Annotated in this window: 13 protein-coding genes; 10 read left to right on the forward strand and 3 right to left on the reverse strand. The window is 74.3% G+C overall.

What is annotated here, in order from left to right; genetic code table 11:
- Window positions 1-347: 347 nt before the first annotated feature.
- Window positions 348-1,352: a helix-turn-helix domain-containing protein gene (locus ACGFZF_RS32800; RefSeq protein ID WP_393560167.1), complete on the forward strand. Its 1,005-nt coding sequence runs from the start codon at window positions 348-350 to the stop codon at window positions 1,350-1,352.
- Here ACGFZF_RS32800 and ACGFZF_RS32805 read toward each other — a convergent pair.
- Both ACGFZF_RS32805 and ACGFZF_RS32810 read right to left on the reverse strand, forming a co-directional pair.
- A complete protein-coding gene (locus ACGFZF_RS32805; protein WP_393560169.1) occupies window positions 1,340-1,921 on the reverse strand; it encodes a flavin reductase family protein in 582 nt (193 codons plus the stop codon). The genes ACGFZF_RS32800 and ACGFZF_RS32805 overlap by 13 nt on opposite strands.
- Complete coding sequence (locus tag ACGFZF_RS32810) at window positions 1,918-7,233, reverse strand: MupA/Atu3671 family FMN-dependent luciferase-like monooxygenase (protein ID WP_393560171.1); 5,316 nt, start codon at window positions 7,231-7,233, stop codon at window positions 1,918-1,920. Before ACGFZF_RS32810 ends, ACGFZF_RS32805 begins: the two co-directional genes overlap by 4 nt.
- A gap of 165 nt (window positions 7,234-7,398) precedes the next feature.
- Between ACGFZF_RS32810 and ACGFZF_RS32815 the strand changes: the two genes are divergently transcribed.
- The 7 genes from ACGFZF_RS32815 to ACGFZF_RS32845 are packed head-to-tail and all read left to right on the forward strand — an operon-like array spanning window position 7,399 to window position 13,872.
- Complete coding sequence (locus ACGFZF_RS32815) at window positions 7,399-8,181, forward strand: 2OG-Fe dioxygenase family protein (RefSeq protein ID WP_393560173.1); 783 nt, start codon at window positions 7,399-7,401, stop codon at window positions 8,179-8,181.
- An 8-nt stretch (window positions 8,182-8,189) separates the two neighbouring features.
- Window positions 8,190-9,320 carry a M20/M25/M40 family metallo-hydrolase gene (locus ACGFZF_RS32820; protein ID WP_393560175.1) on the forward strand — a complete coding sequence of 377 codons (1,131 nt, stop codon included), beginning with the start codon at window positions 8,190-8,192 and terminating at the stop codon, window positions 9,318-9,320.
- Window positions 9,317-10,189, forward strand: a complete 873-nt coding sequence (gene lysX / locus ACGFZF_RS32825; RefSeq protein ID WP_222723585.1) for a lysine biosynthesis protein LysX — start codon at window positions 9,317-9,319, stop codon at window positions 10,187-10,189. The genes ACGFZF_RS32820 and lysX overlap by 4 nt, the downstream gene beginning before the upstream one ends.
- On the forward strand, window positions 10,186-10,581 hold the full coding sequence (locus ACGFZF_RS32830) for a hypothetical protein (RefSeq protein ID WP_393560178.1): 396 nt from the start codon (window positions 10,186-10,188) through the stop codon (window positions 10,579-10,581). The genes lysX and ACGFZF_RS32830 overlap by 4 nt, the downstream gene beginning before the upstream one ends.
- A complete protein-coding gene (locus tag ACGFZF_RS32835) occupies window positions 10,578-11,930 on the forward strand; it encodes a DegT/DnrJ/EryC1/StrS family aminotransferase (RefSeq protein ID WP_393560179.1) in 1,353 nt (450 codons plus the stop codon). The genes ACGFZF_RS32830 and ACGFZF_RS32835 overlap by 4 nt, the downstream gene beginning before the upstream one ends.
- Complete coding sequence (locus tag ACGFZF_RS32840; protein WP_393560180.1) at window positions 11,927-12,874, forward strand: transketolase; 948 nt, start codon at window positions 11,927-11,929, stop codon at window positions 12,872-12,874. Before ACGFZF_RS32835 ends, ACGFZF_RS32840 begins: the two co-directional genes overlap by 4 nt.
- Complete coding sequence (locus tag ACGFZF_RS32845) at window positions 12,871-13,872, forward strand: transketolase family protein (protein WP_393560182.1); 1,002 nt, start codon at window positions 12,871-12,873, stop codon at window positions 13,870-13,872. Before ACGFZF_RS32840 ends, ACGFZF_RS32845 begins: the two co-directional genes overlap by 4 nt.
- A 40-nt stretch (window positions 13,873-13,912) precedes the next feature.
- Here the strand turns inward: ACGFZF_RS32845 and ACGFZF_RS32850 are convergent, their stop codons facing one another.
- On the reverse strand, window positions 13,913-14,770 hold the full coding sequence (locus ACGFZF_RS32850) for a GNAT family N-acetyltransferase (protein WP_393560184.1): 858 nt from the start codon (window positions 14,768-14,770) through the stop codon (window positions 13,913-13,915).
- Between the two features lie 21 nt (window positions 14,771-14,791).
- On the opposite strand from ACGFZF_RS32850, the gene ACGFZF_RS32855 reads away from it, so the two are divergent.
- Both ACGFZF_RS32855 and ACGFZF_RS32860 read left to right on the forward strand, forming a co-directional pair.
- Window positions 14,792-15,385, forward strand: coding sequence for a hypothetical protein (locus tag ACGFZF_RS32855; protein ID WP_393560185.1), 594 nt, complete (start codon window positions 14,792-14,794; stop codon window positions 15,383-15,385).
- The gene (locus ACGFZF_RS32860) at window positions 15,375-16,391 is read left to right on the forward strand and encodes a BtrH N-terminal domain-containing protein (protein WP_393560187.1); all 1,017 of its coding nucleotides are present in this window, start codon (window positions 15,375-15,377) and stop codon (window positions 16,389-16,391) included. The genes ACGFZF_RS32855 and ACGFZF_RS32860 overlap by 11 nt, the downstream gene beginning before the upstream one ends.
- Window positions 16,392-16,456: the final 65 nt, after the last annotated feature.

Below are 16,456 nucleotides of genomic sequence, written 5' to 3' on the forward strand. Positions count from 1 at the left end.
GGTTGACGCGCTCGTTGTCTCCGAGAAGTCCGGTGGGGCTGCGACCCCGCCGTGCAAGAAGCATCCGCCCGGTCACGGGGCCGAGGAAAGGGAAGAAGCCTGGCCCGAAGGGGCCCTGGCCCATAGAGGCCACCGGGCCGCCGTCGGCGGAACGCCCCGCTCAGGACGCGGGGGAAGGAGGGGCGCGGGGCGCGCGGAGGGCCCTGCGGCGGGGGTGGTGGGGGCGGCGTGGCCGGTTCGGGCCGCGGACGGACGGCACGCGTTCCGGTGATCCCCTCGATCCGCCGTGGCGTCTTTGGCATCATCGACCCGAAGCGATGGCGACGGCGCTTCAATCGGGGGTACGGATGCTGGAATCTCTGGGCCTGGACGGTCCCACCGAAGCCGTGTACCGCTGCATGCTGGCGAATCCCGGGGATGATGCCGCGGCTTTGGCGAAACGTTTGGACCAGGCAGAAGGGGACATCCACCGAGCCTGGGAGCGGCTCACCGAGCTCGATCTCGTGCGCGAGCTCGGGGACGGAAGCGGCCTGCGGCACGCCATCAGCCCCGAGCTGGGCCTGGAGTACCTCCTCGCCCGCCAGCAGGCCGAGTTCGCCGAGCACCGGCAGCGCATCGCCGCCTCCCGCGCGGCCGCGTCCCGGCTCATCTCCGAGTACGCGGGGCTCCAGCAGCCGGCCACCGGGCACGCCAGCGTCGAGCATCTGAACGGCGTCGACCAGATCCGCGCGCGCCTCGCCCAGCTCACCAACGACGTGCAGAGCGAGGTCATGGCCTTCGTCCCGGACGGCGCGCAGACCCGGGAGAACATGGCCGCCTCCCGCCCGCTGAACGAGCGGCTCCTCAAACGCGGGGTCGCGATGCGGACGATCTACGTCGACAGCGTCCGCAACAGCCCCGCCACCGTCGAGCACGCCAACTGGCTGACCAGCCAGGGCGGTCAGGTGCGCACCGTGGCCACGCTGCCGACGCGGATGACGATCATCGACCGGAAGACCGCGCTCATCCCGGTCAACAGCGAGGACAGCAGCGCCGGGGCCGTGGCCCTGACCGGCCACGGCACCCTGACCGCCCTGTGCACCCTCTTCGACACCACCTGGGAGGGAGCCCAGCCGCTCGGCGAGGCGTGCCCGTCACGGGGCGACGACGAACGGCCGAGCCGGCAGGAACTCGCCGCGCTCCGGCTCCTCGCCGAGGGGCACACCGACGAGGGCATCGCCAAGCGGCTCGGAGTCTCGCACCGCACCGCCCGCCGCATCGCGACCGTGCTCATGGAGCGCCTGGGCGCGCGGAGCCGGTTCGAGGCCGGCGTCCGCGCGGTCCGCAGCGGCTGGCTGCCCTACGAGCCGTGACCGGCGCGCGGGGCGGCCCGGTCGAGCGGCCGCAGACCGGCGAACCGGCCCGCGTGGTACAGCAGCGGCGGCCTGTCCCCGGGCGGGCAGTCGCCGGTGAGCAGTTCGGCGACGACGATCCGGTGGTCGCCGGCCGGGACCCTTCCGGCCACCCGGCACACCAGCCGCACCGGGCAGCCGGTCAGCCGGGGCACGCCCCACGGTCCCGGCTCCCAGTCCGCGCCGCCGAAGCGGTCCGCGCCGCTGTGGGCGAAGAGCGCGGCCAGCGCGCTCTGCCCCTCGTCGAGCAGATGGACGCCCAGGTGGGTGGCGGTGGCGAGCGCGGGCCAGGTCGAGGCGTCGGTGCCGACCGTGAAGGCGAGCATCGGCGGTGCGGCGGACACCGAGACCACCGAGGTCGCGGTGAAGCCGTACGGCCGCCCGTCCCCGCCCCGCGCGGTGACGATCGCGACGCCGGCGGGATGGCGCCGGAAGGCCGACCGGAAGAGCCCGTCGAGAGCGGACTGCGGCACGCCCGGGGCGTGGGTGACGGGCTGTCCGGTGGCGCCCGGTGTCGTGGTGATCGTCATCCGACCCGGCTTCCTTCGAGCAGCTCGCCGATCACCTCGGCGAGGGCCGGCGCGCTGCCGGACCGCATGACGCTGAAGTGGTCACCGGGCACGAGCCGGGTGCGCACCGGACCGTCGCTGTGGCGCGCCCAGCCCTGGGCGAACCAGTCGACGTCGCCGGGCCGGTCCGCGACGAGCAGTTCGACGGGTCCGCGGTAGGGGGTCGCCTTCCAGACGGACGCCGCTCGGGTCATGGCGGTGAACATCCGCGCGCGGGCCAGGATCTCGGTCCTCTCCCCGTCCCGGACGAGCCCGGCCTCGGTCATCCGGTCGAGGACCGCTCCGAACTGCGCCTCGGTGTCGAGGGGCCGCAGTGCCGCCAGGTCGATCGCGAGCGGTGGGCGGCCCATCGAGAGGGCGAAGCTGTCGGCGAAGGCGCCGGCCGACTCGGCGTGCCCGAGGGCTTCGGCGAGTTCGGCCGGGGGCTGGGTGTCGAGGAGCGTGAGCAGTCCGACCGTGTCGCCGTCGGCCTGGAGCCGGGAGGCGACGGCCCAGGCGATGCCACCGCCGAGGGACCAGCCGAGCAGGTGGTAGGGACCCTCGGGCTGGATCTTCCGGATGCTCGCGCAGTAGCGCTCGGCGAGGTCGTCGAGCGACTCCTCGGGTGCGCCCGGCACGATCGGGGCGGCGTCCACGCCGTACACCGGGCGGTCCTCGCCGAGGTGCGCCGCCAGCGGATAGTAGGAGGCGGACGTGCCGGTGCTGGAGTGCAGGCAGAAGAGCGGGGGGCGGGTGCCCCCGGACCTGATGGGGGTCACCGTGGCACCGGTGGCGGCGACGGCGTTCTCCTCGCCCGCGGACTCGGCGAGTTCGGCGATGGTCTGGTGCTGGAAGAGCTGACGGGCGGTGATCCGGATGCCGCGCTTGCCGGCGAAGTCGACGGCCCGGATGACGGTGATCGAGTGGCCGCCGAGCTCGAAGAAGTTGTCCCGGATGCCGACGGACTCGATCTCCAGGGCCTGCTTCCAGACCTCGGCGAGCTCCTTCTGGAGCGGGGTGACCGGGGCCTCGGCGGCCTGCGCCGCGTCGCCGGCCGCCGGGTCGGGCAGCCTGAGGCGGTCCACCTTGCCGTTGGCGTTGAGCGGCAGTTCGTCGAGCCGGACGTAGCGGGCGGGGATCATGAACTCGGGGAGGCGGCCGCGCAGATGGGCGCGCAGCTCCTCGGCGTCGGGCGCCCGGTGCTCGGGGGCGGCGACGAGGTACGCCGCCAGGTACTGGGCGCCGGCGGGGCCGCGGGCGGCGACCACGCACGAGGCGACCGCGGGATGGTCGCGCAGCACGGTCTCCACCTCGCCGAGCTCCACCCGGAAGCCGCGCACCTTGACCTGGTCGTCGCCGCGGCCGAGGAACTCCAGGCGTCCGTCGGGGAGCCACTTGGCGTGGTCGCCCGTGCGGTACATGCGGGCGCCCTCGTGCGGGCTGAACGGGTCGGGCAGGAACCGCTCGCGGGTGAGCTCGGGCTGGTGGAGGTAGCCGCGGGAGACGCCGTCCCCGCCGATGTACAGCTCACCGGGGACGCCGACGGGCAGGGGTGCGCGGTGGGCGTCGAGGACGTACACCGAGGTGTTGGCGAGGGGGGTGCCGACGGGCACGGTGGGGGCCTCGGTGTCGCGGCCGTCGATGGGTCCGCCGGTGGACCAGACCGTGGTCTCCGTGGGCCCGTACATGTTGTGGAACGCGGCGCCGGTGGCCTCGCGCAGGCGCAGGGCGAGGGCGGTGGGCACCGCCTCGCCGCCGACGAGCAGGACGTCGAGCGCGCCGAGGGCGCGCCGGGCGTCGCCGTTGGGGTCGTCGAGCATCAGCTGGGCGAGCGACGGGGTGCACTGGAGGTGGGTGACGCCGTGCCTGCCGACGAGTTCGGCGAGCGTGGCCTCGGCCGGGGCGTCGTCCGCCGTCGCGCCGCCGGCGCTCGTGGTCTCCTCCTCGGTCCCCGCCTCGACCAGGCGGCGGAGCCGGTCGAGCGAGACGAGTCCGTCGAGGACGTGGTCGGCGTCGATGCCGAAGTCCACCAGGCAGGCCACCTCGTCGACCCCGATCTCGCCGAGCCGGTCCACGAGTTCGAGGCAGTCCTCGGGGGTGCCGAAGAGGCCGCTGGTGTGCACGTAGCGGTCGAAGGAGTGGTTGAGCAGCGCGTCGAGGTCGTCCTCGCCGATGTTGCGCGGGTCGATGTCGACGCCCATCCGCTGGCCGAGCACGCGGACCAGGTCGAGGGAGGTGCGCAGGTAGCCGATGAAGGGCTCGCGGACCAGCTCCAGGGCGCGTTCGCGGTCCTCGTCGAGGAAGGCGTGCAGCATCAGGGTGACCTTGCCGCCGTCCGTGCCGAACTTCTCCCGCCAGGTGTCGTGGTAGAGCCGGATCGACTCGGCGAGCTGGTCGAGGTCCTGGCCGAGCAGGTGGGTGAGGATGTTGGCGCCCTGCTCGGCGGCCGCCTTGAAGGTGGCGGGCGTGCCGCCGGAGGAGAGCCAGACGGGGAGCTCGGGCTGGATCGGGCGGGGCCGGATGCGGACCTCGACGTCCTTGCCGTTGCCGGCCTTCAGGGTGGCGGACTCGCCGCGCCACAGCGAGCGCACGGTGGCGATGCCGTCGATCATGACCTGCTTGCGGTCGTCGTAGTTCTCCGGCGCGAAGACGAAGTCGTCGTGCAGCCAGCCGGAGGCGAAGGCCATGCCGACGCGTCCGCCGGAGAGGTTGTCGACGACGGACCACTCCTCGGCGACGCGCACCGGGTGGTGGAGCGGCAGGACGACGCTGCCGGAGCGGATGGAGACGCGCTCGGTGACCATGGCGAGGGCGGCAGCGGTCACGGACGGGGCCGGGTACAGGCCGCCGAACTCGTGGAAGTGGCGCTCGGGGGTCCAGACGGCGGAGAAGCCGTTGCGGTCGGCGAACTTGGCGCCCTCGATGAGCAGCCGGTACCGGTCGGGGGCGCCGGCTCCCCGCTCGCCGGCCGGCGCGTCGCCGGGGGCATCCGCGGCGCCGCCGTCGGCTCCGTCTCCGGAGTCGCTGGCGAAGTAGAAGAGGCCGAACTCCATGGGCCGTGTGCGGCGGCGGGGCGCCGCCGGCGCGGAGCGCAGCAGCTCGTGCGGCCGGCCGCTCGCCACGACGACCTTGAAGCCGCGCGTCAGCGTCCAGAACATCTCCACTTCGGACATGTCGAAGGAGATGCTGCTGATGGCGAGCCAGGTGCCGGGCGAGTGCTCGCCCAGCCGCTCGTCGAGGCCCTGGAAGAGGTTGACGAGCTGGGCGTGCTCCACCATGACGCCCTTGGGCCGGCCGGTGGATCCGGAGGTGTACGTGACGTACGCCAGGTCGTGCGGTTCGACGACGGTGCCGGGGGCGGTGTCCGGGACATCCCCGAGGGTGTCCGCGGACAGGTCGACGAGGACCGGGCTCGCCGGCCCCTCGGCGGCCTCGGCGGCGGCGGAGAGCCGCTCCGTGCTGTAGGCGTCGACGAGGACGGCGGCGGGGGCCGCGTCGCCGAGGACGTGGGCCAGGCGGGCGGCCGGGTAGTCGGGGTCGAGCGGGACGAACGCCGCCCCTGCCTTGAGGACGCCGAGGAGTCCGGCGGGCATGTCGAGGGAGCGGCCGAGGCAGACGCCGACCAGCGAGCCGCGGCCGACGCCGAGGCCGCGCAGCCGGTGCGCGATGCGGTTGGCGCGCCGGTCGAGCGCCGCGTAGTCGAGCGAGTCGCCGCGGTGGACGACGGCGGTGGCGTCGGGGGTACGGGCGACCTGCGCCGCGAAGGCGGCGGGGACACCGCCGGCGTTCTCGACGGGGGTGCGGGTGTCGTTCCAGCGGACGACGGTCTGCTCGCGCTCCTCGGGGGTGAGCAGGGCAAGTTCGCCGAGCCGGGCGTCGGGGTGGGCGACGGCCGACTCCAGGACCCGCCGGTAGTGGCCGAGGAGCCGGGAGATGCGGTCGGCGTCGAAGAGCTCGGTGGCGTACTCGGCCATGAGGTCGACGCCGCCGGCGGAGCGCTCGGACAGGCCGATGGTCCAGTCGAACTTGGTGGTGCCCATGTGCAGCGGCAGGCCGGTCATCTCGATGTCGCCCATGCGGACGGTCTCGACCGGGGTGCCGAGCTGGTAGATCGCGTGCTGGAAGAGCGGGTTGCGGCTCTGGTCGCGGTCCGGGCGGAGCTCTCCGACGAGCTGGTCGAAGGGGAGGTCCTGGTGCTTGTGGGCGCCGAAGACCGTGTCGTTGGTGCGGGCGAGCAGTTCGCGGAAGGTCGGGTCGCCGGCGGTGGAGGTGCGCAGCACCACGGTGTTGGCGAAGTAGCCGATGAGCGGCTCGAACTCGGTGCGGGTGCGTCCGGAGAAGACCGAGCCGAGGACGATGTCGTCCTGGCCGGTGTAGCGGGACATCAGGGCGGTGAGTCCGGCCACGGCCACCGGCAGCAGCCGGGTCCGCTCGCTCTCGGCGAGCCGGTTCAGGTCACGGTGCAGCTCGGGCGGCAGGTGCTCCGCGACGGTGTCCCCGGTCCACCGGGGGTCCGCGGGCCTGGGGCGGTCTCCGGGGAACTGGAGGGCGCTCAGGCCGTCGAGCCGGTCGCGCCAGTACGCCAGCGAGCGGCCGCCGTCCGGGCCGGCCAGCCGCTCCCGCTGCCAGACGGCGAAGTCGCCGTACTGGATGGGTAGTTCGGGGAGCACCGGAGCTCGGCCCGAGCGGCCCGCGAGGTAGCACTCGGTGAGTTCCTGCACCATGCGGGTGGTCGACCAGCCGTCGGTGGCGATGTGGTGCATGGCGAGGACGAGCACGTGGTCGTCCTCCGCCTGCCGGGCGAGGGTGGCGCGCAGCATCGGCCCGGTGGACAGGTCGATGCGGCGGCGGGCCTCCTCGGCGGCGACGGCCCGGGTCCGCTCCTCCCGCTCGCCCCGGGGCAGCCCGGAGAGGTCGAGGACGCGCAGGGCGGTGTCGCCCCCGGCGGGGTCGACGATCTGGCGGGGCCCGTCCGGGGTGGAGGTGTAGCGGGTGCGGAGCGTGTCGTGGCGGGCGGTGACCGTGGTGAGCGCGGCGCGCAGCAGCGGCACGTCCAGCGGGCCGCGCATGCGCAGCGCCAGCGGCGTGTTGTAGAAGGCCAGGCCGTCGGACCACTGGTCGAGGAACCACAGGCTCTGCTGGACGTAGGAGAGCGGCAGGGGCTCGGTGCGGTCGGCCACGGGGATGCGGTCGCTGTCTGCCCGGCGCTCGCGGTGGGCGCGCAGCTCCTGGATCAGCGCGGCGCGCTGTTCCGGGCTGAGCCCAGCCAGTCGGTCGTTGACGTTTCGCGGCATACCGGGGCTCCTCGTCGACGTGTGTGTCTCTGCGGCAGCATCCCGGCCGGGCCGCCGGCGGTGGAGTCGGGGGAAATCCGGACTCGGCCGCGCGGCCCGCCCGCTGACAGCGTGAGCGCCCGTCAAACGCATCACGTGTGAGGGGCGATCGTGACAACTACGGGAGTGACCGCGACAGCGACCGGCGTACGGCCCGGTCCACCGGTCGACGAGTACGCCGCCGCGTACGGCGTGGGCCGGTACGCCGCGCGGACGGCCCGGGAGGGCTTCGTCGCGCTGCGGCGCGACGCGGTCCGGCCGCTGCTGTCGGACCGCGCGCTGGCGGAGTTCCAGGGCGCCTGGGAGGACCTGGAGCTCGACGCGTGCATTCCGGGCGGCAAGCTGTTCCGGCGGCGCCGCTACGGCCGGATCCGGGTGGACGTCGCACCCGGCGGTGCCGGCGTGGAGACCGCGGTGTCGTTCGCGCCGCTGCCGCACACCGCGTTCCGCCAGGACGTGATCCGCATGTGGCGGGGCGAGGAGCGGGTGTTCGCGCCGATCGCGTCCGACGTGCTGCTGCACGAGGGCATGCGGGCCCTGGTCGGTCTGGACGCCCGGATCGCGACCGCCGTCTCCGGCGTCACGGCCTGGGAGGTCGGCGTCCACCTCGTACGGATCCTGGCCGAGCCGGGCGGCGAGGGCGAGCCGACGCCGGAGGGCCGGCACCGCGACGGCCACTGCTTCGTCGGCATGCACCTGCTGCGCAGGGAGCGCTGCGGCGGCGGCCTGTCCACCGTCCACCCGGAGGGCGGCGACCCGGTGCGGCTGACCCTGCTGGACCCGCTGGACTCGATGTTCGTCGACGACGCCCGGGTGACCCACGAGGTGTCGCCGATCAGCCCGCTGGGCGGCACCGGCGTCCGCGACATGCTGCTCGTGGACCTCAACCCGGCTCCGGCCGGGGAGTGACGCCCCCGATGGACCGCACAGCGGAGATCGGCCTGCTGCGGGCGCTGGTGGACATCCCGTCCGTCTCGGGCACCGAGCGGGAGATCGGCGCGTACCTCGCCGGAGTCATGACGCGGCTCGGCTTCGACACCCGGATCGACGAGGCGGGCAACGTGCACGGCAGCACCGGCGCCGCGACCGGCCCCGAGCTGCTGCTGCTGGGCCACATGGACACGGTGCCGGGCGAGGTGCCCGTCCGCATATCGGGCGATGTCCTGTACGGGCGGGGCGCGGTGGACGCGAAGGGGCCGCTCGCGGCCATGGTGTGCGCAGCGGCCCGGCTGGCGCACCGCACGGACGCCCGGATCACCGTCGTCGGCGCCGTCGACGAGGAGCGGGCGTCGGCCGGTGCCCGGCACCTGGCCGGCACGCTCCGCCCGGACGCCGTGGTGATCGGCGAACCGAGCGGGGCGCACTGCGTCGGCATCGGCTACAAGGGCGTCTTCCGGTTCCGGATGACGGCCGAGCAGCCGGCCGCCCACACCAGCTCGCCGGAGCCCACGGCCGCCGAACTGGTCGCCGACCTCTGGTTCGCGGTCCGGGAGTGGCTGGCCCTGCGCTACGGTCCGGACGTCCCGCCCGGGGCCCCGTCCGGGCGCACCTCCGTCCCCCTCTTCGACCAGGCGCTGCCCTCGGTCGTCGGCATGGGGGGCGACCTCACCCGGGCCTGGATCGAGGTGTCCTGCCGGGTGCCGGTGCACTTCGACGCCGCCGCGTTCCGCGCGTTCCTGCAGGAGCGGTCGGCGGGCCGGCCGGTCACGGTGATCGAGCAGGTCCCCGCCGTACGCGCGGCACGCACCGACCCCGTCGTCCGCGCCCTGTCCGCGGCGATCCGGGAGGCCGGCGCCCGGCCGGTCCCCAAGCTGAAGCTGGGCACCGCGGACTGGAACGTGGTGGGCCCGGTCTGGGGGGTGCCGACGGCCGCGTACGGCCCCGGTGACTCCCGCCTCTGCCACACCGAGAACGAGCACATCGCTCTGCCGGAATACCTGACCGCCGTCGACGTCCTGACCGCGGCGCTGCCGCGGCTCGCGGCCGCGACGGCGCCCGTCGGCACCGCACCCGGTGCCCTCACTGGAATGGGAGGCGGCACGCCGTGACCACAGTCCGACGACCGCTGGCAGTTCTGACCTCGCGGGTCCGTGTGGAGGAGCGCCTGCTCCTCCAGGAACTGCGCAGGCGCGACATCGAGTTCGAACAGCTCGACACCCGCCGTCTGACGTTCTCGCTGGACGGCCCCGGCCGGCTCCCCTACCGGGGCGCGCTCAGCCGGGAGATCTCGCACACCCGCAACGCCTACGCCAGCCGGCTGCTGGAGCACGCCGGGGTCCCGGTGCTGAACAGCTCCCGGATCATCAACCTCTGCGGCGACAAGCTGCTCACCACGCTGGCACTGCGCGAGGGCGGGCTGCCCACCCCGCGGGCGATGGTCGGCCTGGTGCCGGACGCGGCGCTCGACGAGCTCGACGGCTTCGGCTACCCGGCCGTGGTGAAGCCGCTCACCGGCTCCTGGGGCCGGATGGGTGCCCGGCTGCACGACCACGAGACCGCCGAGGCGATCTTCGAGCACCGCGCCGCGCTGCCGGGCCCGCAGCACCAGATCACGTACGTGCAGGAGTACATCGACAAGCCGGGCCGGGACATCAAGGCGTACGTCCTCGGCGGCGAGGTGGTCGGCGCGATCTACAAGATCTCCGACCACTGGCGCACCAACACCGCGCTGGGCGGCCGCACCGAGGTCTGCCCCCTCACCGACGACCTGGTCAAGCTGCTCACCGCGACGGCGGAGGCGATCGGCGAGGGCGTCCTCGGGGTCGACGTGATCGAGCACCGGGACGGCCGCATGGTCGTCAACGAGGTCAACCACACGCCCGAGTTCCACGGAGCGATCGAGGTCCTGGGCACCGATCTCGTCGGCGCCTACGTCGACTACGTGCTGAAGCGCCTCGCCGTCTGGGACGCCGAGTGAGCACGGACGGGCGCCCGAGCGGGGGCTCGGCCGGGGCGCGGACCGCGGACGGCCGGCACGCCCCGGTGCCGCTGGCGGGGCCGCGGGGCCTCGACGGCGGGCGGCTGGAGCTGCCGGCCGGCCGGTACGACTGGCTGCACGTGCGGTTCCGCGCCGCCGAGGCGGCGACCGTGACGTGGTGGCTGCACTACGCCACCGGCGCGGACCCGGAGACCCTGCACGTACCGGCCGGGGAATCGGTCGCGGTACGGGTCCCGGTGGCCCGGCGGGCCGAGCTGCGGGCCGTCGGACTGCCCGAGCACCCGGCGCTCACGCTGCTCGCGGTGACCGCGATACGTCCTCCGGCGACCCGCCGGAACACGCACGAGGCGGACGAGTTGGTGACGACATGACGAAGCTGGCGATGTTCGGCGGGGCGAAGACGCTGCGCCGGCAGGACATGACGAAGGAGCTCACCGGCTGGCCGGTGATCACCGAGGAGGAGCACGCCGCGGTGCGCGGCGTGCTCGAGGGCGGGCTGTTCACCTCCAACGACGCGGGCCGGGGCGAGGTCTCCGCGCTCCAGCGGGACTGGGCCGAGTACACCGGCGTCCGGCACTGCGCCGCCGTGTCCAACGGCACCGCGGCGCTGGAGCTGGCGCTGGCCGCACTGGACCTGGAACCGGGCTCGGAGGTGCTGGTCCCGGCGCTCACCTTCATCGGCACCGCCGTCCCGGTCGTCCAGCGGCTGCTCGTCCCGGTCTTCGTGGACGTCGACCCGGTCACCTTCACCATGGACCCGGAGCGGGCCGAGGCCGCGATCACGCCCCGGACGAAGGCCATCGTCGTGGTGCATCTCCACGGCCTGCCCGCCGACATGACGGCGCTGCGGGCCCTGGCGGACCGGCACGGGCTGCGGCTGATCGAGGACGCCGCGCAGGCGCAGGGCGCGCACTACCAGGGCCGCCGGGCGGGTTCGATCGGCGACATCAACGCGACCAGCCTCAACGTGGTGAAGAACCTCCCCACCTGTGGCGAGGGCGGGCTGATCACCACCGACGACGACGAGCTGTACGAACGGGTCGTGCTGCGCCGCCAGTTCGGCGAGGACCTGCGCGCGGGCAAGGACCGCGACTACATCTCGCGGATGCTGGCCGGCAACGAGAAGCTGAGCGCCGTCCAGGCGGCCTTCACCCGGCGGCAGCTGGCCCGGCTCGACGAGTACCACCTGCTGCGCGCCAAGAACGTGACGGGCTTCCTGGACCGGATCGGCGGGCTCCCGGGCGTCGTCGCCCCGTACTGCCCGCCGGACCGCACGCACGCCTGGCACATCCTGCGGCTGCGGTTCTCGGCCGCCGCCCTGGGCCACCCGGAGATCTCCGACGGCGCGCTGCGGGCCGTGGTCCAGCGGGCGCTGCGGGCCGAGGGCGTGCCCGTGCAGCCGTACCAGGTCGTGCCGCTGCCCGGCCAGCGGGCGTTCCAGCGCCTGACCGGCCTCGGCGGGTACCCCTGGCGGATCCCCGGGGTGGAGCGGCCGGACCACCGCATCGAGAACTTCCCGGTGTCGCTCGCCGTGATCGACGACTCGCTGACCCTGCAGCGCATCCACCTCAACCCGGCGGCGGGCCCGGTGCTCGACCGTTGCGCCGAGGCCTTCGAGAAGGTCTGGGCGCGGATCGACGACCTGCTGCCCCTGGCCCGAGCGGCGGAGCACCGGCCTCCGTGGCACGCGGCGATGAACGCTCCCGAGGAGACCCCGTGACCACCGCACTCGACACCGCACCCGCCCCGGCGGCCCCGGGCGTGACGGGACCCGTCGACGGCGCGGCGCGTGAGGCCGCCGTGTCCGCCGGGGCCACCGGCCTCGCCGCACCGGCGGGCTCGGCCCGGCCGGCCGAACTCGCCGACCTCGCCCACGAGGTGCGGGAGCTGGTCCTGCGCATGGGGACGAGCCCGCACGGCACCCACGTCGGCGGCAGCCTGTCGTCCGCGGACATCCTGACCGTGCTCTACCACCGGGTGCTGCGGCTGCGGCCGGAGGACCCCGCGTGGACCGAGCGCGACTGGTTCGTACTCAGCAAGGGGCACGCGAGCGCCGCCCTGTACGCCGTGCTGGCGCAGCGCGGCTTCATCGACCGCGCGGAGCTCGACACGTACAGCAGACCGGGCAGCCGGCTGGCCGGCCACCCGCTGCGCCGGCTGCCCGGTGTGGAGTTCCCCACCGGGTCGCTGGGGCACGGTCTGTCCCTGGCGTCGGGTGTGGCGCTCGCGCTGCGCCGCACCGGGCGGGCCGGCCGCGCGTTCGCCCTGCTGGGCGACGGCGAGCTGCAGGAGGGCTCGGTGTGGGAGGCGGCGATGACCGCCGGCCACTACGGCCTGGACAACCTGGTGGCGGTCGTGGACCGCAACGGGCTCCAGATCACCGGCTCCACCGAGGACTGCGTCGGCCTCGAACCGCTCGGGGAGCGCTGGCGCTCCTTCGGCTGGGCGACCGTCGAGGTGGACGGGCACGATCTCGCGGCCCTGGACGAGGTGTTCGCCTCGCTGCCGCACACGCCGGGACGTCCGACGGCCGTCCTCGCGCGGACGGTGAAGGGGCGGGGCGTGCCGCTCTTCGAGGGCAAGAAGAAGTCCCACTCGGTGCAGCTCAGCCCCCGGCTGTTCCAGCGTGCCATGACCGGCCTGAACGCGAGGAGAGCACGATGACGACCCCGACGATCGAGGCGGCGCGCCCCGGCGCGGTGCCCGAGCCGGACTGGCAGGAGCGGTACGGGGTCGCCTCCCGCGACGTGTACCGCAGGACGCTCGTGGAGCTGGCCCGGGAGGATCCGCGCGTCTTCTGCGTCGACTCCGACATGGGCGGCCTGGAGACGCTGTTCGGCGAGGAACTGCCCGCGCAGTACGTGAACGTGGGCATCGCCGAGGCCAATCTGATGGGTGTCTCCGCGGGCATGGCGGCCACCGGCCTCCTCCCCTACGCCCACACGATCTCCGGATTCGCCGCGACACGCGCCTGCGAGCAGCTGAAGGTGGACGTCGCCGGCAACGACCTGCCGGTACGGGTGGTGGTGACCCACGCCGGTCTGTCGGCGGGGCACTACGGTCCGACGCACCACGCGGTGGACGACCTGGCGATCGTGCGGACCCTGCCGAACATGACGGTGGTGGTTCCGGCGGACGCGGTCGAGACCGAGTACGCGGTGCGCGCCACCGCGGATCTGCCGGGGCCGCTGTTCCTGCGCCTGGGCCGGGCGGCGACGCCGCTGGTCCACCACGAGCCGTACGAGTTCCGGCTCGGCGAGGCCCGGCTGCTGCGGGCCGGCGACGACGTCACGCTGGTGGCGACGGGCCCGTACCCGGTCTCGATGGCGCTGGAGGCCCACGAGGCGCTGGCCGCCATGGGGATCTCGGCGCGCGTCCTCAACATGCACACCATCAAGCCGCTGGACCGGGACGCGGTGCTGCGGGCGGCGCGGGAGACGGCCGGCATCGTGACGGTCGAGGACCATCTCGTCGCGGGCGGTCTGGGCGCGGCGGTGGCGGAGGTCGTCACCGAGGAGGCGCCCTGCCGGGTGCGCCGGATCGGCGTCCCGGACCGCTTCTTCGACCATGTGGCGGACGAGCGCGAGCTGCTGGTCGAGGCCGGTGTGAGTCCGGAGCGGATCACCCTGGCCGCGGCCTCGCTGGTCCGGCCCGCCGGATGACACGGCCGCTCCGGCCGGGGGCGGCGGACCGGCCGGCGGGTCAGCCCCGGGCGGCGGGGCTGCGCCACCAGGCGAGCAGCCCGCCGTGGACGAGCCGGGGCTGGACGAAGGCGGGAACGCGCGCGGCCGGGCGGCCGAAGAACTGCGACCCGTCGTCGTCCACGCGGTCGGCGGCGCGTACCGACTCCCGCTCCAGGAAGGCGCGTTCGACCGCCGTGGCGGCGGGCAGGCAGTCGACGCCGAGGAGCCCGTCGGCCCCGGCCGCGGGCATCCCGGTGCCGGTCACCCGCAGGGTGCCGCCCGGCACGGACCACCAGGTCGCCACCCAGCCGGTGACGTCGCGGTCGTACGCCCCGGCGAACGCGTCGGCGCCGGAGCGGCGTTCGACCGGCTCGCGAGGGTCGCGCACCATGTGGACCTCGGAGAGCGGCTTGTCCTGCGCCCCGAAGTGGCGGACCGTGCGGAACCCGACCCGCGCGTAGAACGCGGGATTCCCGCGCTCCACGACGGCGTCGAGCACCACCCGGGCCGCGCCCGCGGTCACGGCGGCGTCCTCGAACCGGGCCAGGAGACGGCGTCCGAGCCCTCCGTGGCGCACCCAGGGGGCCACGGCGAGCCGCCGGACCTCCCAGTCCCCGTCGGCCCGGATCGTCGCCCGGACGCTGCCGGCGACGTCGCCGTCGACGGTCGCCACCCACAGCGGCCGGCCCGCGGCGAGATCGTCCCGCACGTCCCGGGCGGTCTCCCGCGCCCCGTCGGCCACCGGCAGTCCCGGGACCAGGTCCCCGACCTCGTAGGCCGCCGAGGTCACCGCGGCCACCCGCTCGGCGAGCGGGCCGGAAAGGGCTTCGACGTATCGGATTTCGACGGCTTCGGCCGCCGTTTCAGTGGTGAACACAGCCGCAACATACTGGATGTGATGAGATTGGGAAACACCGTCATCGACCTTTCCGCGCACTACGACAACCGCGGAATACAGCCGCCGGACGAGCCCGGTGAATTCGGGTTCAATATCTGGCGCAATACCTTTCCGGCGGAGGAACTGCCGGAACCCGGATCGCTCGTCGAGGTGGCCGGAACGGCCTTCGCGTTCCCGCCCCGGCCCGCCGCCGGGGGCGACAACATCCGCTGCCGCGGCCAGCTGGTCGAGCTTCCGGCCGGGGCGACCGGCGGCCGCTACGACTGGATCGGCCTCGTCGGGGCCGCCGAGCGGCGCACCGAGGACGAGGTGGAACTGCACTACCGCGACGGCTCGGTGAGCCGGGCCTGGCTGCGCATGTCCGACTTCTGGCCCCAGACCGCGGCCTACTTCGACGAGCCCCTGGCCTTCCGCACCGCGAGCATGCGGTACCCGCGCCACACCCACCGCCATCACGCGCCCGCGCTCTGGCAGCAGCGGATCGCGGTGGTCCGCCCGGAGCCGCTGGCCGCGGTCCGGCTGCCGGACAACCCCGCCATGCACGTCTTCGCGATGACCGCCGTAGTGGACGAGGAGAGCCGCCTTGCGCGTTGAACTGGCACCGGTCGGATACTGGCGGCACGAGCTGTCGCACTGCCTGCACACCACCGCCGGGGTCCTGCTGGGGTTCCACGGCCTCGACCCGGTCCACGTCCTGGGCGCCGGCTGGGGCTTCGACTACCGGCCGGGGGACGTCCGCAGCGAGGAGTACTACCTGCCGGGCGCCGCCGAGGACCTCTTCGGCGGGCTCGCCCCGCACCACCGCATCCACTCCCGCTGGCACACCCCGGCCGACGCGGAGGAGGGCCGCCGGCAGGTCCGGGCGGCCCTGATGGCCGGTACGCCGGTCGCGGTGGCGGCGGACAACTTCCACCTGCCCTTCCGGCCCGCCTACCGCGACGTCCACACCAACCACCTGATGGTGCTCTACGGCTTCGACGACACCACCGGGGACGTGTTCGTGGCCGACCCGGTGCCACCGGCCTTCCAGGGCACCATCCCGCTGGCCGCGCTGACGGCGGCCCGGGACTCCGGCAACCCGGTGGTGCACGACCGGGACATGTTCTTCACCGCGAACCCGATCGGCAACCGCTGGCTGGAGATCGACGTCGACGCGGACCAGCCCGTCTTCGACCTGCCGTTCGTGCGCGGGGTGGTCGCCGCGAACCTGGTGGGCTTCCGCGCGCCGGACGCCGCCGGGGCCACCGGGGGCCTCGCGGGGCTGCGCCGCTTCCTCACGGACGCCTTCGACCGGCTGCCGGCCGACCCCGCGGTCGGCGACGAGGTCTTCGTGGTGGTCGGCCCCGTCCTGGCGGTGACCGGGCTGCACGCCGAGTTCCTGCGCGACGCCGGCCGCCGCTTCGGGGACACCCGTCTGCTCGAACTGGCCCGCGAGGTCGACCGGGTGGCGCACCACTGGTCCGCCCTGCGGATCGCGGTGGCCACGGCGGGGCCCGAGCGGGCCTCCTCGGTCCCCGGGCTGCTGCGCCGGACGGCGGCCCTCCTCGACGCGTACGACCACGTCCTCGACGGCCTGGAGCGCTGGTCCCGGACCGCGTAGGGGTTATCCCCGACTGCCTCGCACCGTGGTGTGAAGGGAGGCTCGACCCGGCGCGGAAAACGAAT

The organism is Streptomyces sp. NPDC048338, assembly GCF_043201055.1.
GTDB lineage: Bacteria > Actinomycetota > Actinomycetes > Streptomycetales > Streptomycetaceae > Streptomyces.